Annotated in this window: 27 protein-coding genes; 19 read left to right on the top strand and 8 right to left on the bottom strand. The window is 64.1% G+C overall.

The annotated features are described in order from the left end of the window. Positions 1–494: transposase (locus LCM4577_RS19975; protein ID WP_206744899.1), on the top strand; the 494-nt coding region annotated here is incomplete at its 5' end. Positions 495–679: 185 nt separating this feature from the next. On the opposite strand, the gene LCM4577_RS19970 is transcribed toward LCM4577_RS19975, so the two are convergent. Further along, the gene (locus LCM4577_RS19970; RefSeq protein ID WP_244508383.1) at positions 680–2,593 is read right to left on the bottom strand and encodes a bifunctional diguanylate cyclase/phosphodiesterase; all 1,914 of its coding nucleotides are present in this window, start codon (positions 2,591–2,593) and stop codon (positions 680–682) included. Between the two features lie 439 nt (positions 2,594–3,032). On the opposite strand from LCM4577_RS19970, the gene LCM4577_RS19965 reads away from it, so the two are divergent. The 3 genes from LCM4577_RS19965 to LCM4577_RS19955 all read left to right on the top strand — a co-directional run bounded on the left by LCM4577_RS19965 (position 3,033) and on the right by LCM4577_RS19955 (position 5,266). Beyond that, on the top strand, positions 3,033–4,181 hold the full coding sequence (locus LCM4577_RS19965) for an amidohydrolase (RefSeq protein WP_071073041.1): 1,149 nt from the start codon (positions 3,033–3,035) through the stop codon (positions 4,179–4,181). A 37-nt stretch (positions 4,182–4,218) separates the two neighbouring features. Beyond that, positions 4,219–4,776 carry a DNA-3-methyladenine glycosylase gene (locus LCM4577_RS19960; protein WP_071073039.1) on the top strand — a complete coding sequence of 186 codons (558 nt, stop codon included), beginning with the start codon at positions 4,219–4,221 and terminating at the stop codon, positions 4,774–4,776. 130 nt (positions 4,777–4,906) lie between these two features. Next, the gene (locus LCM4577_RS19955) at positions 4,907–5,266 is read left to right on the top strand and encodes a hypothetical protein (RefSeq protein WP_071073048.1); all 360 of its coding nucleotides are present in this window, start codon (positions 4,907–4,909) and stop codon (positions 5,264–5,266) included. A gap of 21 nt (positions 5,267–5,287) precedes the next feature. Here the strand turns inward: LCM4577_RS19955 and LCM4577_RS19950 are convergent, their stop codons facing one another. Both LCM4577_RS19950 and LCM4577_RS19945 read right to left on the bottom strand, forming a co-directional pair. Then, positions 5,288–5,899, bottom strand: a complete 612-nt coding sequence (locus LCM4577_RS19950) for a dihydrofolate reductase family protein (protein ID WP_071073037.1) — start codon at positions 5,897–5,899, stop codon at positions 5,288–5,290. Position 5,900: 1 nt separating this feature from the next. Beyond that, entirely contained in the window at positions 5,901–6,419 is a 519-nt protein-coding gene (locus LCM4577_RS19945; protein ID WP_071073036.1) for a cupin, read from the bottom strand. A gap of 79 nt (positions 6,420–6,498) precedes the next feature. On the opposite strand from LCM4577_RS19945, the gene LCM4577_RS19940 reads away from it, so the two are divergent. Further along, positions 6,499–7,032 (top strand): hypothetical protein, encoded by a 534-nt coding sequence (locus LCM4577_RS19940; RefSeq protein ID WP_071073034.1) that lies wholly within the window; start codon positions 6,499–6,501, stop codon positions 7,030–7,032. On the opposite strand, the gene LCM4577_RS19935 is transcribed toward LCM4577_RS19940, so the two are convergent. Both LCM4577_RS19935 and LCM4577_RS19930 read right to left on the bottom strand, forming a co-directional pair. Beyond that, complete coding sequence (locus LCM4577_RS19935; RefSeq protein ID WP_071073032.1) at positions 7,006–7,260, bottom strand: zinc-binding dehydrogenase; 255 nt, start codon at positions 7,258–7,260, stop codon at positions 7,006–7,008. The genes LCM4577_RS19940 and LCM4577_RS19935 overlap by 27 nt on opposite strands. A gap of 26 nt (positions 7,261–7,286) precedes the next feature. Then, positions 7,287–7,682: a cupin domain-containing protein gene (locus LCM4577_RS19930; RefSeq protein WP_071036214.1), complete on the bottom strand. Its 396-nt coding sequence runs from the start codon at positions 7,680–7,682 to the stop codon at positions 7,287–7,289. 161 nt (positions 7,683–7,843) lie between these two features. On the opposite strand from LCM4577_RS19930, the gene LCM4577_RS19925 reads away from it, so the two are divergent. Next, positions 7,844–7,987: a hypothetical protein gene (locus LCM4577_RS19925; RefSeq protein ID WP_157900480.1), complete on the top strand. Its 144-nt coding sequence runs from the start codon at positions 7,844–7,846 to the stop codon at positions 7,985–7,987. Between the two features lie 44 nt (positions 7,988–8,031). On the opposite strand, the gene LCM4577_RS19920 is transcribed toward LCM4577_RS19925, so the two are convergent. The 3 genes from LCM4577_RS19920 to LCM4577_RS19910 all read right to left on the bottom strand — a co-directional run bounded on the left by LCM4577_RS19920 (position 8,032) and on the right by LCM4577_RS19910 (position 9,759). Then, positions 8,032–8,364, bottom strand: a complete 333-nt coding sequence (locus LCM4577_RS19920; protein ID WP_127235462.1) for a hypothetical protein — start codon at positions 8,362–8,364, stop codon at positions 8,032–8,034. Positions 8,365–8,518: 154 nt separating this feature from the next. After that, positions 8,519–9,265, bottom strand: a complete 747-nt coding sequence (locus tag LCM4577_RS19915) for an SDR family oxidoreductase (protein ID WP_071073030.1) — start codon at positions 9,263–9,265, stop codon at positions 8,519–8,521. A 32-nt stretch (positions 9,266–9,297) separates the two neighbouring features. Beyond that, positions 9,298–9,759, bottom strand: a complete 462-nt coding sequence (locus tag LCM4577_RS19910) for a VOC family protein (protein ID WP_071073029.1) — start codon at positions 9,757–9,759, stop codon at positions 9,298–9,300. 132 nt (positions 9,760–9,891) lie between these two features. On the opposite strand from LCM4577_RS19910, the gene LCM4577_RS19905 reads away from it, so the two are divergent. The 13 genes from LCM4577_RS19905 (at position 9,892) to LCM4577_RS19845 (ending at position 19,693) form a co-directional block, all read left to right on the top strand. Next, entirely contained in the window at positions 9,892–10,779 is an 888-nt protein-coding gene (locus LCM4577_RS19905; RefSeq protein WP_071073027.1) for a transcriptional regulator GcvA, read from the top strand. Positions 10,780–10,980: 201 nt separating this feature from the next. Beyond that, entirely contained in the window at positions 10,981–11,181 is a 201-nt protein-coding gene (locus LCM4577_RS19900; protein ID WP_071073025.1) for a hypothetical protein, read from the top strand. A 134-nt stretch (positions 11,182–11,315) separates the two neighbouring features. Continuing rightward, positions 11,316–11,555: a hypothetical protein gene (locus LCM4577_RS19895; protein WP_041009317.1), complete on the top strand. Its 240-nt coding sequence runs from the start codon at positions 11,316–11,318 to the stop codon at positions 11,553–11,555. A 197-nt stretch (positions 11,556–11,752) separates the two neighbouring features. Then, positions 11,753–12,055: a DUF982 domain-containing protein gene (locus tag LCM4577_RS19890; protein WP_071073023.1), complete on the top strand. Its 303-nt coding sequence runs from the start codon at positions 11,753–11,755 to the stop codon at positions 12,053–12,055. 27 nt (positions 12,056–12,082) lie between these two features. Further along, complete coding sequence (locus LCM4577_RS19885; RefSeq protein ID WP_071036209.1) at positions 12,083–12,367, top strand: DUF982 domain-containing protein; 285 nt, start codon at positions 12,083–12,085, stop codon at positions 12,365–12,367. A 338-nt stretch (positions 12,368–12,705) separates the two neighbouring features. Further along, complete coding sequence (locus tag LCM4577_RS19880; protein WP_071073021.1) at positions 12,706–13,704, top strand: L,D-transpeptidase; 999 nt, start codon at positions 12,706–12,708, stop codon at positions 13,702–13,704. A 144-nt stretch (positions 13,705–13,848) separates the two neighbouring features. Beyond that, the gene (locus tag LCM4577_RS19875) at positions 13,849–16,287 is read left to right on the top strand and encodes an FAD-dependent oxidoreductase (RefSeq protein ID WP_071073019.1); all 2,439 of its coding nucleotides are present in this window, start codon (positions 13,849–13,851) and stop codon (positions 16,285–16,287) included. Positions 16,288–16,339: 52 nt separating this feature from the next. Continuing rightward, positions 16,340–17,449 carry a mandelate racemase/muconate lactonizing enzyme family protein gene (locus LCM4577_RS19870; RefSeq protein WP_040980350.1) on the top strand — a complete coding sequence of 370 codons (1,110 nt, stop codon included), beginning with the start codon at positions 16,340–16,342 and terminating at the stop codon, positions 17,447–17,449. Positions 17,450–17,566: 117 nt separating this feature from the next. Beyond that, on the top strand, positions 17,567–17,890 hold the full coding sequence (locus LCM4577_RS19865; RefSeq protein WP_071073017.1) for a DUF2934 domain-containing protein: 324 nt from the start codon (positions 17,567–17,569) through the stop codon (positions 17,888–17,890). Positions 17,891–18,028: 138 nt separating this feature from the next. Further along, complete coding sequence (locus LCM4577_RS19860; RefSeq protein ID WP_071073015.1) at positions 18,029–18,346, top strand: helix-turn-helix transcriptional regulator; 318 nt, start codon at positions 18,029–18,031, stop codon at positions 18,344–18,346. Then, positions 18,343–18,828, top strand: coding sequence for an SRPBCC family protein (locus LCM4577_RS19855; protein WP_071073013.1), 486 nt, complete (start codon positions 18,343–18,345; stop codon positions 18,826–18,828). Before LCM4577_RS19860 ends, LCM4577_RS19855 begins: the two co-directional genes overlap by 4 nt. Positions 18,829–18,912: 84 nt before the next feature. After that, positions 18,913–19,326: an MAPEG family protein gene (locus tag LCM4577_RS19850; protein WP_040980342.1), complete on the top strand. Its 414-nt coding sequence runs from the start codon at positions 18,913–18,915 to the stop codon at positions 19,324–19,326. A gap of 82 nt (positions 19,327–19,408) precedes the next feature. Continuing rightward, positions 19,409–19,693, top strand: a complete 285-nt coding sequence (locus LCM4577_RS19845) for a hypothetical protein (protein ID WP_040980340.1) — start codon at positions 19,409–19,411, stop codon at positions 19,691–19,693. Positions 19,694–19,889 lie beyond the last annotated feature (196 nt).

Genomic DNA, 19,889 nt, shown 5'->3' with positions numbered 1-19,889 from the left:
TGTGGCGCCTGCTGACCACCCATGGTGTTCAAGACGCGGCCATGGCCTGGCAGGTCGTTGCCTGGTATCGGATGCGCTGGACCATCGAACAGTTCTTCCGCACCCTGAAGCAGCAGGGCCTGCAATTGGAGGACAGTCAGTTGGAAACCGCCGAGCGGTTGATGAAGCTGACCGCCATCGCCGCGCGCGCCGCCTGCATCATCATGCAGCTTGTCCAAGCTCGCGACGGAGCATCCGCACAGTCGGCCGAGATCGCCTTTACGCCTACCGAAATCGACACCTTGCAGGCACTGGTGCCCGAGCTGGAGGGCAAGACCGAACTTCAGAAAAACCCTCACCCGCCCAAATCCCTGGCCTGGGCCGCATGGATCATCGCCAAGCTCGGAGGATGGGATGGCTATCCCAAGTCCAAGCCGCCAGGCCCCATTACCTTCCGCCACGGCCTTCAGTACTTCCAATCCATCGCACGGGGCTGGAGCCTACGAGATGTGTGAATCGCCTAGCATGAAATGGGGGAGAGGTGGCTCGGCGCGCAGCGCCGAGACGGAGAGGGGGAGCGCCCTATGCGATTACGCCCGACATCGGAGCGCTTCCCACCACCCGGGCGCTCCACGTGGCTAACCCTGCCCTCTCGCCGCTGCTTGCCAGCCGAACTACGATGAATGCCCGCGCAGGCAAGTCACGCGGCGTTGCCGCTGCGGGGATTGCGCAGCGGCTCGAAAATGATCTCAGCGGCAGCGGCGTCGAAGGCGAGCGCGTCGGGCATGGGGAGTGCTGCCGAGAAAAGATAGCCCTGCCCGATCATGCAGCCCAGCGAGCGCAGGATCATGCGGTCGGCGTCGGTCTCGACGCCCTCGGCCATCACCTCGATGCCGAGCGTCCGGCCGAGGCCGATCACCGCCTCGACCACCGCCTGGTCCTCGACGGATTTCGCGAGGTCGCGGACGAAATCCTTGTCGATCTTAATCTTGCGGATGCGCCTGTCCTTGAGCGACACCAGGGTCGAGAAGCCGGTGCCAAAATCGTCGAGCACGATCGATATGCCCGCATCCGCCAGGCGCCCGACCTTTTCGTCGACCCGGTCGCGGTCGACCGGCGCCTCCTCGGTGATCTCGATCTCGAGCATCGCGGCGGGCACATTCCTCGCCTTCAGGCCGGTCAGGATCATGTCGTCGACATTGCCGGCTTCGAGCTCGCGCGGCGACAGGTTCATCGCGACCCGGACATCGCGGCGTCCGTCCCTCACGAGCTCGCCGATCATGGCGCAGCAATTGAGGCACACCGTCTCGGTCAAAAGCGAAAGCAGGCCGGTTTCGCGCGCGGCGGTGACGATCTCGGGCGGCGAGATGGCGCCGTGGACGTCGTGATGCCAGCGCAGCAGCGCCTCGAAACCGACGACCGCGTTGGTGTCGAGCCGCACCAGCGGCTGGAACCAGGAACAGAGGGCTCCGTTTTCAATAGCCCCACGCAGATCGCGCTCGATGCGGTTCTTGCGTTCCAGCGCGGCGTCCAGCCCGGCGTCGAAGAGGCAATATTCGTTCCTGCCGCCGCGCTTGGCCGCGTAGAGCGCGAAATCCGCCTTGAGCAGCATCTCGGTCAATCGCGGCTTTTCCGACTGGTAGATGCCGACCGAGGCGCCGACGCGCACCGAATTCAGCTCCGGATCCGGATTGGCGATGGCGGCGATGATGGCGGAGGCAAGCTCGCCGGCCGCTTGCCGCGACCTGCAGGCGGAAAAAAGCAGCACGAACTCGTCGCCGCCGATACGCGCGATGGTGGCACCCGCCGGGGCGTGACCCTCGATCCTGCGCGCCACCTTGACCAGAAGATCATCGCCGATGGTGTGGCCATAGGTGTCGTTGACGGATTTGAAGCCGTCGAGGTCGATCAGCATTGCGACGAACGGGCCGTCGGACAGCCCGAGCCTGGCGATCGCCTGCTCCAGCCCGTAGCGGTTGAGCAGATTCGTCAGCGGATCGCGCCTCGAGTTGCGCTCCATCTCGGCGGCGAATTCGCGTGCCTCGTATTTGAGACGGCTCGTCTCGCGGAAGCGCGATTGCCCGAGCATCGCGCTCCTGATCATGCCGCCGAGGAAAAGCAGGATGGTGAAGGCGAGCACGTAATTTTCGACGCCGCCCTTGGCCAGAACGCAGCCGGCGGCGGTGAGGAGCGGCAGGGTGATGAAATTGATCGAAGCCGGCGCGTAGCAGGTGCCGTAGGTGACCGAACCGGCCGAAATGCCGGCAAGCACGATGAGATAGAGCGGCGCCTGGCTGGTCGTGTATCCGTCGCTCAGCAGCGCCAGAAACGACCAGGCGATCCCCGAGGCAAGCGCCAGCGCGCCATAAAGGGAAAGCCGGGCGCCCACCGCCTTGGGCCTGTCGTCGGCCGCGCCCGATTGGGCGACGGCAAGCACCACGCGCGCGCCGTTTATCGAGGCGATCGCGATAAACCACAGCATCGCGGCAAGGCCGCCGCCGGACAACAGTTGCACCGCCAGGATCAGGGCCGCGAGCACCGTGCCGATGGGCATCGAGATGAAGACGCCCTTGCTCAGATCCGCAAGCCGGTCGCGCAGGATGCCGGCTTCCACGGCTCCGCTCCTTCCCTCGGAAGAGGGAACCGCAACCAGCCGCTCGCCATGCTTTTCCATGACCCTAGTCGGTAGGCGAGCGGGATGAAAATCGTGTTAAGGATTTCAGCGGTTTACGTCGCATTTTCCGATTAAGTCCGCCCGACGCCGGGAGCTGTGGGAAAACCGGGCGGCTGCTCCGTATCGAGACGGACCATCGGACAACGGTTCTGGACCTTTGCGGAGCGCTGCGGGATGGACAGGAAGAACTGTACGCGCAAAAAACGCCGACATGGAACCTTTTGGCCCATCCCCCGACCTGCCGCAGGTGAAGGTGGTCAGATAGGGCGTTGATTTTGCGGAGGCCAATGGCCTATCCGAATTGATCGCCATGGCACGGCGCGAGAAAAACCCTGTCGTGTTTGTGTGACCGGAAAAGCCCAACCGGAGGCCCCAACCCATGACCCTGACCAACCGCGACCYCATCGAGTTGACCGAATGGCGCCGCAAGCTGCACCGGCAGCCGGAAATCTCCAACGAGGAGGAAAAGACGGCGAAGGAGGTGGTGGACTTCCTCGCCGATACCGGTCCGGACAAGGTGCTGACGGGGCTCGGCGGGCATGGCGTGGCGGCGGTCTATGACAGTGGTAAGGCCGGGCCGACGGTGTTGTTCCGCTCGGAGCTCGACGCGCTGCCGATCGAAGAGCTTTCGGGTGTCGAGCATAGCTCTCAGGTGCCGGGCAAATCGCATATGTGCGGCCATGACGGGCACACCGCGATCCTGGCGGCGCTCGGCCGGCAACTCGGACGCGAGAGGCCGGCGCGCGGGCGCGTCGTCTTGATGTTCCAGCCGGCGGAGGAAACCGGCAATGGCGCGGCCGGGGTCGTCGCCGACCCGCGCTTTGGCGAGATCCAGCCGGACTTTGCCTTCTCGCTGCACAATCTGCCGGGCGTGCCGTTCGGCGAGGTGCGGCTCAAGGCAGGCACCGTCAACTGCGCCTCGCGCGGCATGCGCATCGTGCTCGAAGGCAAGACCGCGCATTCCTCGATGCCGGAAACCGGCATCTCGCCAATGCCGGCGGTGAGCGAGCTGATGCCGGCGCTGCCCGCGCTGGGGCGAGGCACTTTCACCGATGAGGATTTCGGCATGGTGACCGTTACCCATTGTTCGATGGGCGAAGCCGTGTTCGGCATCGCGCCCGGCTATGCGGAAGTGTGGGCGACGCTGCGCACCCGCCGCGATGAGCGCATGGCCGAGCAGGTCGCCGCCGCGGAAGCGCTTGCCGCGAAGATCGCCGCAAAGCACGGTCTCTCGGTGCGCTTCGACTATCACGAAATCTTCGTCGCCAGCGTCAACGCGCCGGACGCGGTGGAGCATCTCAACCGCGCGCTCGACGAGGAAGGTGTCTCGCGCAGCGAGGAAATGCTGCCGATGCGCGCCTCGGAGGATTTCGGCATTTTCGGCCACAATGCGAAGTCGGCGATGTTTTTCCTCGGCGCCGGCGAGCGCCATCCCTCGCTGCACAACCCCGACTATGATTTCCCCGACGACCTGATCCCGATCGGTTCGCGGATTTTCATGCGCACGGCCCGCAATCTGCTGGGTTGAACGCCGATGATGGCCTGTCCAATAGACGCCAGTCGCCATGCCGCTTAGCGGCGGGCCTGATTTCTTCGCCCGCGACGCGCTCGTGGTGGCACGCGCGCTGATCGGGGTCAGGCTTGGGCTCGCCGGTGTCGGCGGCATCATCGTCGAGACCGAGGCGTACCGGCCCGACGATCCCGCATCGCACAGCTTTCGCGGCCGGACGCCGCGCAACGCCCCGATGTATGGCGCCCCCGGCACCGCCTATGTGTACCGCTCCTATGGGCTGCATTGGTGCCTGAACGCGGTGTGCCTGCCGGGCAGCGCGGTGCTGATCCGCGCGATCCAGCCGCAATCCGGCATCGCCGCGATGCGCAAGCGGCGCGGAACGGATGACGACAGGCTGCTCTGCTCCGGTCCCGGCAAGCTTTGCCAGGCGCTGGGTATCGACGCCTCGCACAATGGCCTCTCGCTCACCGCGCCGCCCTTCGAATTTGCTCGATCGCAGACCGATCCTGCCGCTATCGTCAGCGGACGCCGGATCGGCCTCACAAAAGGCGTGGAAGCCGAGTGGCGCTTCGGCCTCGGCGGGTCGGCCTATCTCAGCCGCAGGTTCTGAGCGGGCTATCGCTGCCCACAGCTCATTCGCCCGGCCCTGTCGCGAGCCAGACGGGCGTAGTCCAATCGGCAGGCTTGTGAGAAGACGCGTTCCGTGTACTGTCCGCCCTGAATTAGCAGGGACTCAAATGATGAGAATTGCGGTGGTTGTCGCGCTGAGCGCGGCAGTGGCTGGATGTGCGTCCTCTCCGGTCGACTATAGCGCCTCGCTTTCGCAGCAGGATCCGAAATGGGCATCACCGGAATGCCAGCAGGCCCGCACGGCGGCTTCGGATTACGCCGCCCGCGAGAAGGAGCACCCCGGCTGGGGTTTCGGCGTGCTGGTTGGCCCCTACAGCATGGGGCTCGTCGCCGCAGCCAAGGAGCACGAGCAGCAGCAACGGCGGCTGCTCGCGCGCCAGATACATCTGCAGTGCTCGAGCCAGCCGCTGCCGAAGGAACTGGATTTCGACCCATCGACCTATGCGCCGAAGAAGACACATTATCCGTAGGCGCCAGGCCGCAGCCCGGTCTTACTCCGGCCGCTCCGCGGCATCCTTGCCGTCGAATGCGTAAGTGAGGATCGCCACGCCCGTCGTGGTCGCTATCTGGCTGGACAGCTTCAGCGCCGAGGGCGCCTGTCCGGGCTCGAAAAGGCGCGAGCCCGCGCCCAGCACCAGCGGGTGGACCATCAGCACCAGCTCATCGACAAGCCGGTGCCGCATCAGCGCGCGCAACAGCTTGCCGCTGCCGAACATGACCAGCGTCTTGTCGTGACCTTGCTTGAGCGCGCGCACCCTCTCCGCGGCATCGCCGGCAAGCAGCGTCGAATTTTCCCAGCGCGCTTGATACGCGGCGTCATGCGAGGCGACGAATTTCTGCGCGCCGGTCAGCGCCCTGGTCATCGGACTGGCCGGCTGCCTGACGACCCAGCCTTCGAATAGGTCTTCATAGGTCGTCCGGCCGGCGAGCAGCGACCAGCTGCCGGCCATGGCGCGGCCGATGACCTCCTGCATCTGYGGGTCGCTGCCCGGAATCCCCCAGCCGCCATGTTCGAAACCGTTGCGCGTGTCTTCATCGGCACGTGCCGGCGCCTGGAAGACACCGTCCAGCGTCAGATGCTCGATAGCGACGATCCTTGCCATTTCAGCTTTCGCTCCATGCTTTCAGCAGCGGGCCGTCGCCGCCATAGAGCGGATCCTTGTCCGGCCGGCCGACGGTCGGGATGGTGCGCATCGCCTCGGCATGCTGCTCGGGACTCCGGCACAGGTCGTATGTGCCGAAAGGCGGATAGGCGCCGACCACCAGAAGGTCGGCCGAGCCGGACAGGCGCTGGTGACCTGTGCCTGCCGGCAGCACCGCCACGTCGCCCGCCTTGACCTCGAGCACCTTGCCGTTGTCTCCGCCGAAGCGGAGCTCGGCGGCGCCGCGCGCGATACCCAGCACCTCGTGGATGCGCGAATGATAGTGGACGAAGCTGTAGATGCCGTTGCGCCAGCTGTCGCCCCAGCCATTGGCGGCGAAGACGGCAGCCGGATCGACGTCGTCCGGCAGCGGCACCGCGCCAGGATAGACGAGCATCGGCCAGCGCGGGTGGTTGGGCACCAACCCATCATCGGCGAAGCGGAAGGTTAGAGGCTCCTGTTTGTCGACGAGTTGCGCCATCTTTGCCGCTCCTGCAATCTTACCGTCTGGTCTAACGGGTTCTTGCGCGTTTTGCTCCGGTCAGCCTAAGGAGATCACGATGACTGCATTTCGCCTTTCGACGATCGGCTTTCTTGCCTCAGCACTCCTGTCGCCCCTTTGCGCCGGCGCCACGGCGGCGCCTGCGACCGCTGACGCGGCGCTTGCGAAGAACCTCTATACGCTCTGCCGGCAGATGAAGAACGACGACACGATCCGCCCCTATTCGCACGAGCTTTACGGCGGTACGGTCAAGGCGTTCAAGAAACTGTTTCCAGGCGCCAAGGGCATGCCGGCGGAATCGGAACTGCAGACGCAGGCCAATTACCGCTGCATGAACGGCAAGGTGCTGGCCYGTTTCGTCGGCGCCAACCTGCCCTGCGCGAAAATGAACGCGGCCCGCGACAACCCCGGCGCGGACGAGTTCTGCAAGACCAACCCCAATGACGACATCGTACCAGCTTTCGCGACCGGTCACGAAGCCGTCTATTCCTACAAATGCGCGAGTGGGAAGGCGGTGGTTACCGGTAATTCGTGGGCTCTCGACAAGCGCGGCTTTGCCAAAGACCTATGGACCGAAGTGCCTCCGCACTGAGGCGGGCCTGTCAGGCGACCCGACGACTCCCAAGAATCGTCGCGCGGTAGCGCACTTGCCGCCAGGCCGCGAGCAGGCCAGCGCCTGGTCGAAGGATTCTCCCGTACCGACGCATTCCAGCACCGAATCCGCGCCGATGTCATTGGTCAGTTCCTTGATGCGCGCAATTCCTTCGGCGACTTCCTCGCAACGGACGTCGCCGGGCTTGTGAAGAATGGTTGCGAGCATTTCCTGCTTTCCTTTCGTCGATCGGGTCAGGCGCCGTAGTCGGCGTCGCTGACATGTTCCAGCCAGTCCACGACCTTGCCGTCCTTGACCTCCTGGAGGGCAATGTGGGTCATGGCGGTTTCGGGAGACGCGCCGTGCCAGTGCTTTTCGCCGGGCGCGAACCAGACGACGTCGCCGGGYCGGATTTCCTCGACCGGGCCGCCCTCGCGCTGCACGCGGCCGAGGCCGGAAACGACGACCAGCGTTTGCCCCAGCGGATGCGTATGCCAAGCGGTGCGGGCGCCGGGCTCGAAGGTGACCTGCGCGCCCTGCACGCGCTCCGCGTCGAAGGGATTGAAGAGCGGATCGATCCGCACCGTCCCGGTGAACCAATTTGCCGGACCTTTGCCGGAAGGCCTCGAACCTGCGCGAAGAATGTCCATGATGATCTCCTTTTGCGTCCTCAGATGCGTTCTATCTGAAACGGCCTGCCGTCGGGCCCTCCAGTCGTTTCGCTGGCGGTTATATAAATCACCGGCACTGTCCGGATTAGCCGTTGCAATCTGCATGGACTTATCCGCATTCGGCTCGCCGGCACGCCCAAGTGAACCAGCCGATCACCGACTATAGGGGCAACTGGCGATCCGGGCTGCCAACCAACGTGGCCTGCCGCTTCGACACAGGCGAGGCGCGGGAAATCATGGACTATTTCGGGTACGCGCAGGCCGAGCGTCCGGCGGGCTATTGACCCACCAGACCTAAACGCAAGCGAGTGCTGCGTGGGCGTTGGGGCTAGCGCGGGAGCAGCCGCGAGACCTTGAGCCGCGGCGCGAAGAAGCAGCGCAAATAAGGCTGGTTGGTTATGACGTAGTGGTTCTCGCAGATATGGTATCGGCCGTCGGGCGATTCCTGCACGCGGTCCGGCGGGATGTTGAAGCCATCCGGCAGATAGACATAGCCGCCATCTGCCCTGGATTGCACCGAGGACTGCGGTATGGGGCGGCAGTCCTTACCGCCGCAACACTTGAAGTTCGTTACCGGATCGACCTTGTTTTCGTACCAGTCATGGGCGTTGGCGCCTGTCGCGGCGGCAAGGCACATGGCGGCAACGATGACCCTTCGCATGGCATTCCTCGACGAGGCGGAGGCATTGCTCATTCGAGCGTCATGTATATTAGCGTTCCGCGGGAAACGCTACGTTCAGCGAGGGTCTGGCGGGGAGGCTGATGGAAGGCGATGGGCGAAGCCGGATCCTCAGACAGAGGTCCGGCCTTTCCGATCACACCAGCCGCTGGCCGCCGTCGATATGGACGGTCTCGCCGGTCATGAATTCGTTCTGCATCAGATAGAGATAGGCCGGCGCAATGTCGGCGGGCCTGGCGATCCTGCCGGCCGGGATCCGGCCGCCCATCTGCTCGAAATAGCTTGCCTTGGCTTCGCCGACGATCTCGTCCCACATCTCGGTGTCGACCCAGCCGGGCGAGACGATGTTGACGCGGGTCGGCGCGAGTTCCAGGGCCAGCGCCCGGGCGAAATAGGTAAAGGAACCGGCGACCGCCGAAACCACCGAGCCGCCCGGGACCGGCGGACGGTCCTTGTTGATGCCGGAGGTGAAGATCATCGAGCCGCCCGTGTTCAGCGTGCGCACGGCGTGCTTGGCCAGCATCACCGCGCCGATCAGCTTGCCGTCGACGAAGCCGCGCACGAAATCCATGTCGGTTTCGCCGATCGGATAATTGGGCGGCGGCGTGCCGGCCGTCGCCACCAGATGATCGAAGGAGCCGGCTTGCTCGAACAGGCGGGAGACGTCCGCCTCATTGGCCATGTCGGCGGCGACGCCCGTCACGCGCCCTGCCCCGCCCAGACGCTTTTCAGCAGCCTTCAGCTTGTCCGCCGAACGGCCGGCGATCACCACCTCTGCACCGCTTTCCAGTGCAGCCGCCGCGACGCCGAAGCCGATGCCGGAACTGCCTCCGACGACAATGATCTTCTTTCCATTGAGTGAAGTCATAGGGAGACTGGTCATGGGTCTTCTCTGTCCTTGAGTGATGCGGGAAATCAAGCGCGGCCGGCGTGGGCCGCTTCGATGTCGGCGAGGATGATCTTCCTCATCGAGTACATCGCCTGTCGCGCCCGGTCGGCTTTTACGCGGTCCGGGTCGTTCATCAGGCGCAAGGCCTCACTCGGGATGACCTGCCAGTAGACGCCGAACTTGTCCTTCAGCCAGCCGCAGGGCTGTTCCGAGCCGCCGCCGGCGGTCAGCGCGTTCCAGAAATAGTCGGTCTCCGCCTGGTCCTTCGTCTCGATGTAAAGCGAGATGCGCTCGTTGAACGGCGGCACACCGCCGGCGTTGAGTGCCGTAAAACGCTGGCCTTCGAGTTCGAAGTCGAAGATCGCGTGCGRCTTGTCGGTGAACTCGATGGTTTGCAGTGCGCGGCTGTTCCTGAAAACGGACAGATAGAAGTCGCGCGCGGCTTCTGCGTCCAGGTTGAACCAGAGGAAGGGATGAACGGTGGCCATGATGTCCTCGCAGGCTTGCCCTGAAGTGAGCGTTGATCACAAATTCTGTGAGGATTTTTGGCTGGAAAAAGCTCGACGGACAAACCAAAGTTTGGCAAGTATTTGTTACCATAGCTCACAAATGACTTCGCCATGACCCGCAGACTGCCGCCGCTCAACGCCTTGCCGGCCTTCGAGGCAGCCGCACGGCATTTGAATTTTTCCAGGGCCGCCGATGAGCTCAACCTCACGCATGGCGCGATCAGCCGGGCGATAAAACATCTGGAGGATCAGCTCGGCGTGCAGCTCTTCGAGCGCGCGACGCGTTCCGTGCGGCTCACCCCTGTCGGCGAGCCTTATGCGGTTGCCGTGCGCGAGGCGCTCGACCAGGTCGCACTGGCGACGCAAACGGCGACCTCGCGCCATTCCGGGTCGACGCTCAACGTCAGCACCTCGGACGGCTTCGCCGGAAAATGGCTGGTGCCGAGGCTCTATCGTTTCCACCGCGCGCATGGCGATATCGATGTGCGCGTCTCGACTACCGGCAGGCTGACCAATTTCCGCGGCGACGGCATCGATGTCGCGATCCGCTACGGCGCCGGCCACTATCACGGACTGACCTCGGAGTTCCTCACCGGCGAGGAGGTGTTTCCGGTCTGCAGCCCGAAGCTCTTGGAAGGCCMGCATCCGCTCAAGCACCCGCAGGACCTCAAGCACCACACGCTGATCCGCGACGGCTACCGCATCGACTGGGCGGCGTGGCTTRCCAGCGCCGGCGTCGAAGGMGTCGACCCCAACAGCGGGCTCACCTTCGATTCCGCCACCTTCGCGGTGGAATCGGCCGTACAGGGCGAAGGCGTGGTTCTCGGCCGCACCATGCTGGTTTCCGCCGATCTCGCCACCGGCAGGCTGGTGCGGCCGTTCGATCACGCGCTCAAGGCGGTATCCAGCTTCTATCTGGTCTATCCGCCGGAAGCGATCCGCCAGCGCAAGGTAAAGGCGTTTCGCGACTGGCTGTTCGAAGAGATTAGTCCGCTTTAACGGGCGGGCTCCGGGCAGCTGAAATTCGGACTGAGACGGCATCGCGAACTACATGGTCGGGATTAACGACGAGCGGGAGCTGGCGGAGCTTCCGCGACGGCCACCACGCGGACAACCCCACAGCAACAGTGAAGCAACGCTAGGCCCCGCGATGAAACCTTCGACGATCTTTCCAGTTCGGTTGACAGGAGGATCCTTGAAATGACTGAACCCGGTGAAGGCAGTTCCCATGGTCGAATTGACGACAAGCAGCTCGTCATTCTGCTGAAGCAAAAAACCGGCATCTCCGACGCTCAAGCCAGGAGGCTGATAAAGGCCGTCGGGCGCGACCGACCGGCGCTCCTGCGAGAAGCACGGATCATAAGGGCGCGTGTTCAGACGTCCGCTTCAGGCCGCGCGTGACCGGCTGAATGCGGCGGATGCTCTGCCGGACTCCGCGGCGGTGAAGGCATTTGGCGACTGGCGGTTTCGCAGATCGAGCCGGCTGAAGCAAACTCGTCGGAATCCCTCGCTTGCGAAGACGTGCCGATTGCGCGATGCTCGGCAAAATGGCTGGCGATTATCTGGACCACAAACTGGAATGCCCGTTTTGCGGCACCATCCGTCTGCAAATCCCGGCCGATGCCCAACCCACAACGCCGATCCATTGCGCCGAGTGCGGCGCATATCTCGGTACGTGGGATGAGCTTCAAACCGACTTCGAGCAGCAAGGCGGTACGGACGGCGTGTTCCGGCTGGACAAGGGGCGTATTCAAAAGCTCAATCCCAGTCGCTGACGTGCCGCCGCCGACGGCCCGGATACCGACTCATCGACTGATCGCGGGCAGAATGTTGGGCCTGCGAAATAGGACATGACGGCATCCGCCAAGTCCTTGACGGCTCGAATTCATAAACCCATATCGCAGTGAGGCGCGGACCGCTGCGATCCCCGCCCCTTTCAAACTCAAATTGTTCGTTCGACTTGGAGGACCTTATGAACGATCGGATGTTCGACAGCCCTGTTTTCGTCAAGAGCGGAAACAGCCTCATCCAGGAAATCGCCTGCCTCGAAGACGCCCTGGAATTTCTCTATGAATGGCCCAAGAACCGGCGCGGACCGATCTATGAAACGGCGCTGCGCGCCTGCCAGCGGGCATTCGACAGCGGCTTTCCGCTGATGGCCGCCAGGGAGGCATTTTGCGGTTTCGCCAAGTCCGCCAAAATCCAGGAAGACGTGAGCACCACCCTGCCCTGGATGATCGGCAAGGGCGCCAAGGGCGGCGGGCTGACCGCCTAACTTCATCGCGGATCGAGGACGTTCGCGATGCTTGCCAAACCGTTCGAAAAGCCAATCCGCGTCTGGGTAGGAATGGGATTTCCGCGCCAGTTGAACACTGTGGTGGATGCCTATCAGTTTGTTATCGACTGGTGCGGTAACAGCCCCGAGCAGAAGGCCGCGATCCGTGCTTGCAGGGCCGCCCTGGCCGGAGATGTGGATGCAGAAACAGCGAGGGGTGTTTTCGTCGCCTTTGCTCGCAAGAAGGACATCCTCATCGAGGATGGCGCCATTCCTCCCATCTTCGGAAGCGCTCAGCCGAAGCATGTCTGATGTGACCGAGGCGGCGGGCAACGCCGCCTCCTTCTTCCGACAAAAAGCCAGCTTGGATAGTTGACGCCCAAATGGAGGCAACCGACGGCGCGGGCGGGGGGCGTTGGGGAGCCGCCGGTTACCAGGACTGGGGGCCATATAATCGGGCAATGCATAGGCCCTTATGCGATAGTGCCACTTATGCGCGTTCTTGGGAACTGCTTTCCAGCTTAAAATTCAAACGTATATGGCGGAAAGCGCATATCACGATGACCTTCGTGTGCTCCCCGCGACAGGAACCAGATCGGACGTGCCGCGTCTTAGAGGCAGGTCCTTGTCGCGGTTGCGGAGTGACGTCGATGATCAGGCTCCTTGTTGTCATCTGGGCGGCGCTCGCGCTCGCGTGCGGTGTCGCGCAGGCAGCGAGACTGGAGCCCGACGCCGTCAATCAGGCGCAATTCAGCGAAGGCGAACCTAACGGCGTCAGCCCCATGCTGCTCAAGGCGCAGGTGCTTCTGGATCGCGCCCGCTTCTCCCCCGGCCTGATCGACGGCCGCGTTTCTCAGAATTTTACCAAAGCCGTCGCGGCCTTCCAGGCGGCGAACGGGCTGCCTTCCGACGGGAAGCTTACGCGGGAGACCTGGGACAAGCTCGCAGCAACTTTCGCCGGCCCTGTGTTGACGACATACGACGTCACGGCCAAGGATGCGCGCGGCCCCTTCACCAGGCACATTCCGGCCCGCATGGAGAGCATGGCGCATCTCAAGCGCCTCGGCTACCGCAACGCGCGCGAGAAGCTGGCGGAGCGGTTCCATGTCAGCGAACAATTGCTGAGGATGCTCAACCTCCGCGCGGGATTCAGCAAGGCCGGCACGACCCTGGTGGTGCCCGATGTCGGCCGCAGCGATCCGCCTTCACAGATTGCCGGCGTCGAGGTCGACAAGGCATCCCGCCAGGTGCGCGCGCTCGATGCGTCGGGCAAGGCGATTGCGGTCTACCCCGCTTCGATCGGCAGCGAGGAGAAACCGGCGCCGAGCGGCGCAGCCGAGGTCAAACGCGTGGTGCATGATCCGACCTATCACTACAATCCGAAATTCGCCTTCAAGGGGGTGAAGACCAAGCGCCCCTTCACCATCGCCAAGGGACCCAACAATCCGGTCGGATCGGTGTGGATCGACCTCTCGATCGAGAGCTACGGCATCCACGGCACGCCTGACCCGGGCAAGATCGGCACCACCTTCTCGCATGGCTGCATCCGGATGACCAACTGGGACGCCGAGGACCTCGCCGCCATGGTCAAGCCGGGCACGAAGGTCGACTTCAAGGACGAGGCCGCACAAGAGGGGCAAGCTCAGTGACTGCCGCCGCTCACAGCCCGGCACACAGACCGCTGCATAAATCCAACTTATCATGACCCCTAATTTTTGAAGACGTTACAGCGCCAATCGCCGCCTGTAGCTTCGACTGCGATCTTTCTCAGCTCGGTCGGAATTGGTGGTTTGATGCAGACACATGCGCGGGTGGTGATCGTTGGCGGAGGATGCGTCGGCGCGGGTATCCTCTACGGTCTGGCCAAGCGCGGCTGGACCGATGTGGCGCTGCTGGAGCGCACGCAGCTCACCGCCGGCTCGACCTGGCATGCGGCGGGGCTCATCCCCTCCTATGCCCGCAACATCAATGTCGGGCGCATGATCAACAAGACGATCGAGATCTATGAGGGCCTGGAGGCCGAAACCGGGCAGCCGGTGGGCTGGCACAAATGCGGCCAGTTGCGCATCGCCAATTCCAGGGACCGGCTCGACGAGTTCAAGAGCTATATGAGCGTCGCCGAGGTGCAGAGCATGCGGGCGCAACTGCTGACGCCCGACGAAGCGCGAAAGCTCTGGCCGCTGCTCGACAACAAGCAAATGCTGGGCGCGCTCTATCATCCGGATGACGGCCATATCGCGCCGGCCGACGTCACACACGCCATGGCCAAGGGCGCGCGCGACCTCGGCGCGAAAGTCTATCTCAACACCGAGGTCACAGGCTTCAAGCGGACGCCTGGCGGCGAATGGCTGGTCGAGACCAACCAGGGCGACATCACCTGCGAGCATGTGATTTGCGCCACCGGCAACTACGCGCGCCAGACCGGCGCGCTGCTCGGCCTCGATATCCCGGCGATCCCGATCCTGCATCAGTACTGGATCACCGAAGCAGTGCCGGAGGTGGTGGAGCGCAAGCGTGCCGGCCGGCCCGAAATGCCGATCCTGCGCGACGAGGGGTTCGAAGGCTATCTGCGCGAGGAAGGCGACGGGCTGATGTTCGGTCCCTACGAGCGCACCGCCAACCTGAAGCTGTTTGCCGAGGATGGCGTTCCCTCCTGGTTCGGCGCCGACCTGCTGGAAGAGGATTTCGAGGCGGTGTCGTGGAACTGGGAGCAGGCCTTGCGGCTGGTTCCGGCGCTCGGGCGCGTCGGCATCAAGGCCAATGTACGCGGTCCCTTCCAGATGACGGCGGACGAATTGCCGCTGATGGGACCGGCCTGGGGCCTGCCCAATGTCTGGCTCGCCGAAGGCGTGCCGGGCGGCATCCTTTGGGGCGGCACGATCGGCTATTATCTGTCGGAGCGGATCGTCGAGGGCGGCAACAGCCTCGACACGTCTGACCTCGACCCGCRCCGATTCGGTGACTACGCCAACAAGGAATGGACGCGCGAGAAGGTGCGCGAGGCCTGGGGCACTCATGCGGAGCAGAAATATCCTGGGCAGGACATGCCCGCCGCACGGCCGCAAAAGACCGCACCCTCCTATGACCGGCTGACCGAGCTGGGTGCCGTCTGGGGCGTGCTCAATGGCTGGGAGATGCCCAACTGGTTCGCGCGCGACGGGGTCGAGGCCAAGGACCAGTATAGCTGGCGCTGGACGCCCAAGGGGAACCTCGTCGGCGAGGAGGTGCTGGCGGTGCGCAACGCCGTCGGCCTGGTCGAGATGACGCCGATGACCAAGTTCGAGGTGTCCGGACCGAACGCCGCCCGATGGCTGGACGGGATCATCGCCAACCGCTTGCCTTCGGTCGGCAAGGTGACGCTGGCGCATCACCTAACCGCTGGCGGCGGCGTGCAGGCGGAATATATGGTGGCGCGTCTCAGCGAGGACCTGTTCTACCTGATCTCGACGCCGCGCGCGGAGCGCTGGAATTTCGACGATCTTTCGAGACTGCTTCCCGCCGACGGCAGCGTGAGCCTGAAGAACGTCACCAATGATCGCGGCTGTTTCACCGTGGTTGGCCCCAAGGCGCGCGAGGTGCTGCAGCCGCTGACCGAGATCGACCTTTCCAACAAAAGCTTCCCATGGTTCGGCGTGAAGACCGGCAACGTAGCTCTGGCCACCGACGTGCGGCTGCTGCGCGTCAACTATGAAGGCGAGCTGGGCTGGGAACTCTACCATCCCCTGCCCTACCAGCGGCAATTGCTCGACGCGATCCTGAGAGAAGGCGAAAAGCACGGCATGCGGCTGGTCGGCCTGCACGCGCTGGAATCGCTCCGGCTCGAAAAATCCTATCGCGCCATGTATCGCGACATGAACCCGGAGCTCAATGCGCTGGAGAGCGGGTTGGAGCGCTTCATCCGCCTCGACAAGGGCGACTTCGTCGGCCGCGAGGCTGTGCTGAAATACAAGGAGCGCAACGACCGGCGCCGCTCGGTGACGCTCAGGATCGACACCGACGGTGCAAGCACGCTTGCCCATGAAGGGCTCTATAGCGACGGCAAGCTGGTCGGGCGCATCACCTCGGGAGGCTATGGCTACGCGCTCGGCCATGACGTGGCGCTGGCGTTGCTGCCCGAACGCTTTGCCACGCCTGGCACGAAGCTCGACGTGGCGATCCTGGGCGAATGGAAGGTCGCGGAGGTGGTTCCGGATTCACCTTACGATCCGACCTCCGCCAGAGCGCGGATGTAAGACGGGCCGCTTGAGGCCTCGTTGTCCATGCATTCCTCGAGGGGAGCCGGGTATGCGCATCGATCGGATCAACGTCTATTCGGCGCAATTGCCGGTCAAGAGCGGCGTCTACCGGATGGCCAGCGCCGATGTGGAGGCGCTGGACTCGACACTTGTCGAGATCGTGACCGATGACGGCTTTGCCGGATGGGGCGAGACCTGCCCGATCGGCCCGGTCTACCAGCCGCATCATGCGCTCGGCGCCCGCGCCGCGATCGCCGAAATCGCGCCCGGGCTGATCGGGCAGGACATCGCGTCGATCAGGCTGTTGGCCAAACGCATGGACGAACGCCTGAACGGCCACGGCTACGCCAAGGCCGCCTTCGACATGGCCTTTCTAGACCTGCTCGGCCAAAAGCTCGGCGTGCCGATCTCGACGCTTTTGGGCGGCGCGCTGACCGATCGCGTGCCGGCCTATTATTCGCTGATTGTCGGCGCGCCGGACGAGACGGCCAGGATCGCCGCCGACAAGGTCAAGGCCGGCTATCCGCGCCTGCAGGTGAAGATCGGCGGGCGCAATCTCGACGAAGACGTCGCCGTGGTCCACAAGGTCTGGGAAGCGGTTGGTTACGGAGCGCGCATCGCGGTCGACGGCAACCGGGGCCTGACAGTGGCCGCCGCGATCCATCTCGACCGGCTCTGCCAGGCGATCCCCTTCGTCTTCGAGCAACCTTGCAACACCATGGACGAGATCGCGACGCTGAAGGGCCGCGTGACGCATCCGGTCTATCTCGACGAGAGTACCGAGGACCAGAACGCGGTGCTGAGGGCAATCTCGATGGGCATCGCCGACGGCTTCGGTTTCAAGGTCACGCGCCTTGGCGGCCTTACCAAGATGACGACGGTGCGCGACCTCTGCGCCATCCGCTCGCTGCCGCACAGTTGCGACGATGCCTGGGGCGGCGACATCATCGCGGCGGCCTGCGTGCATCTGGCCGCAACCGTCGAGCCGCGCCGCATGGAAGGCGCCTGGATCGCCCAGGAATACATCAAGGGCCATTTCGACCAGAAGCATCCGGTGATCATCAAGCAAGGCCACATCGCCGTGCCGAAACGGCCAGGGCTCGGCGTGAAACCCGAGCCCGGCATGTTCGGCAAGCCGGTCGCCATTTACGGGCCGTAACCCTACGCGCAAAACCTGCGCGGTGGAGGTCCGGATTTGTGCCGGCGATCACTTCGTGAACGGTTCGGATCGTTCCGCCCTGTCCCGCGTTCCTGTGACACGCAAGGAGGAACTGCGATGGACGACGATCGGACCGAGAAGATCAGGCAGCGCGCCTATGAGATCTTTCAACGCGAGGGCGGTATCCTCGGCAACCATGAACGGCATTGGCATCAAGCCGAGCTGGAGATCGACCGCGAGGCGGCGCTGCCGCTGAYGGCGGGCGATGCGCTGCCCGAAACGCGCGAGGTCGACAGCACGGATGTGCTGACGGTGGAAGCGCTTGCCATGCGCACCGGCATCTCGGGCGACGAGGCGCAGGAGCTGCTCGACCGGCTGGGCAACGACCGCGCGGCGATCGAGCAGGCGGCGCGGAATCTCAAGGCGAAACGGCGCAGCTGACAGGTCGGCAACCAACCTATCTGCGCTCCACGGCGAGGACGCCGGCATGCCTCAGGGCACGCTGCGTGGCGTCTGCGCGCGGCGTGCCCTCTCCATCCGGGTTGACAGGGCAAGCCCACCGCCGTAGCTTTCGCGTTAGTGATCACTAACGCGAAATACTGGACGGCGCTCGGCGATCCGACACGGCGCACGATCTTCGAACTGCTGGTCGACCGTCCCTCTTCGGTCAGCGGGCTCGCCAGCGTGCTGCCGGTAACAAGGCCGGCGGTCTCGCAGCATCTGAAGGTTCTCAAGGACGCCGGGCTGGTGGCCGACACGCGCTCGGGCAAGGAACGCATCTACCGGATCGACCCGGATGGCCTGGCCGCGTTCCGGGCCGAGATCGACCAGTTCTGGGTGAAGACGCTCGCAGCCTACGCGCAGCTCGTCGAGCAACCGAAGGAGGACGAAACATGATCAAGCAACCGGCACYGGCGCCCGTGAAACACTCAGTCGTCGTCGCGGCTCCGATCGCGCGTGCCTTCAAGGTGTTCACCGAGGATTTCGGCAATTTCAAACCGCGGGAGCACAATCTGCTCGCCGTCCCGATCGCGGAAACGATCTTCGAGCCGCGGGTTGGCGGCCACGTCTACGATCGCGGCGTCGACGGCTCAGAATGCCGCTTCGCCCGCGTGCTCGCCTACGACCCGCCGAACCGGCTGCTTCTGAGCTGGGACATCAGCCCGCGCTGGCAGATCGAAACGGACCTCGCCCGCACCAGCGAGTGGGAAGTCCGCTTCACGGCTGAATCGGAAAACCGCACCCGCGTCGAAATCGAACATCGCCATATCGAACGGCATGGCCAGGGCTGGGAAGGCGTGCGCGGCGGGGTCGACAGCGATCAGGGCTGGCCGCTCTACCTGCAGCGGTACCAGGCGCTTTTTGCCCAGGCCGCCTGACAGCGCGGCCTGACGGCAGCGCGCCCTGCATCGAGGAGCGGCGCGCAACCCAAGCGGCCACAGCGATCGGAAGGAGCGAAGAAAATGGAAGCCTATTGGTTGAGCACCCTCGGCGTGCTCGCGCTCTGTCTCCTGTCGGTGGCGCTGGCGGTCTATTCCGGCTCGTCCAAGGGATTTGCCGGCAAGCTTTCGGGTCCGGTCATTCCCGCGGACGACGACAACCCGCTCTACCGGATCGACCGCGTCCACATGAACTCGGTCGAGGCGCTCGCCCCCTTCGTCGTGCCCGCGGTGCTGGCGATGATGGTCGGCGTCGGACCGTTGACGCTCGCCGTCCTTGTCTGGGTTCACCTTGCGATACGCTTCGTCCACATGGTCATCTACCTACGCGGCGGAAACGCGGCCAAAGGCGGCAGCGTCAGGACGATCCTCTATGTCTCGGGAGCGCTGGTCACCCTTGTCCTCATCCTCGTGACGGGGTGGGCAGCGCTTCGCTGAGCAGCGCTCGCTTTTCGCTTTGTCGGCGGAACCCTTGACCCGATCGGAGGTTCATCCCCTGTACAACCACAGGAGATGCGCCATGGACCACACCAGCCACGTCAGACTGACCAATGCCGAGCTAACCCCCGACATCCTCGAAGGCGCGACCATCTATGGTCCGGATGACGAGAAGATCGGCTCGGTCGACCACCTGCATGGCAGCCAGGTCGTCATCGATGTCGGCGGCTTCCTCGGCATCGGCGCCAAGCCGGTGGCCGTGACCGCCAGCCAGCTCGATTTCATGCGCGACGAGGACGGCGACGTGCATGCGGTCACCAGTTGGACAAAGGATCAGTTGAAGGCGATGCCGGAGCATCGCGACTGAAGCGCTCGTCACTGTGAATGAAGGAAGAGCCCGGGCTGGACAATTCGCCGGCCCGGTTTTCTTGTGCGGGCGCGGCAAAGTGTTCGCCGGCCGCCGAACATAAGAAAATCGCTTACCTCAGCCGCCTCACAATCTCGTTAGTGAGATTGTTCATGTCCGTGTCACAAGTCTCCATTGTACTTTCCGGATCGAACCC

It is taken from the genome of Mesorhizobium sp. LCM 4577, from assembly GCF_001854795.2.
Classification (GTDB): domain Bacteria; phylum Pseudomonadota; class Alphaproteobacteria; order Rhizobiales; family Rhizobiaceae; genus Mesorhizobium; species Mesorhizobium plurifarium.
This window is presented reverse-complemented; position numbering and strand designations above follow the sequence as displayed.

Coding starts and splice junctions, on each gene's coding strand:
- LCM4577_RS19850 (WP_040980342.1), top strand. CDS start 18,913: ATGGAAGCCTATTGGTTGAGCACCCTCGGCGTGCTCGCGCTCTGTCTC.
- LCM4577_RS19895 (WP_041009317.1), top strand. CDS start 11,316: ATGCTCGGCAAAATGGCTGGCGATTATCTGGACCACAAACTGGAATGC.
- LCM4577_RS19955 (WP_071073048.1), top strand. CDS start 4,907: ATGAGAATTGCGGTGGTTGTCGCGCTGAGCGCGGCAGTGGCTGGATGT.
- LCM4577_RS19920 (WP_127235462.1), bottom strand. CDS start 8,364: ATGCGAAGGGTCATCGTTGCCGCCATGTGCCTTGCCGCCGCGACAGGC.
- LCM4577_RS19900 (WP_071073025.1), top strand. CDS start 10,981: ATGACTGAACCCGGTGAAGGCAGTTCCCATGGTCGAATTGACGACAAG.
- LCM4577_RS19870 (WP_040980350.1), top strand. CDS start 16,340: ATGCGCATCGATCGGATCAACGTCTATTCGGCGCAATTGCCGGTCAAG.
- LCM4577_RS19935 (WP_071073032.1), bottom strand. CDS start 7,260: ATGCTCGCAACCATTCTTCACAAGCCCGGCGACGTCCGTTGCGAGGAA.
- LCM4577_RS19880 (WP_071073021.1), top strand. CDS start 12,706: ATGATCAGGCTCCTTGTTGTCATCTGGGCGGCGCTCGCGCTCGCGTGC.
- LCM4577_RS19915 (WP_071073030.1), bottom strand. CDS start 9,265: ATGACCAGTCTCCCTATGACTTCACTCAATGGAAAGAAGATCATTGTC.
- LCM4577_RS19890 (WP_071073023.1), top strand. CDS start 11,753: ATGAACGATCGGATGTTCGACAGCCCTGTTTTCGTCAAGAGCGGAAAC.
- LCM4577_RS19960 (WP_071073039.1), top strand. CDS start 4,219: ATGCCGCTTAGCGGCGGGCCTGATTTCTTCGCCCGCGACGCGCTCGTG.
- LCM4577_RS19945 (WP_071073036.1), bottom strand. CDS start 6,419: ATGGCGCAACTCGTCGACAAACAGGAGCCTCTAACCTTCCGCTTCGCC.
- LCM4577_RS19845 (WP_040980340.1), top strand. CDS start 19,409: ATGGACCACACCAGCCACGTCAGACTGACCAATGCCGAGCTAACCCCC.
- LCM4577_RS19885 (WP_071036209.1), top strand. CDS start 12,083: ATGCTTGCCAAACCGTTCGAAAAGCCAATCCGCGTCTGGGTAGGAATG.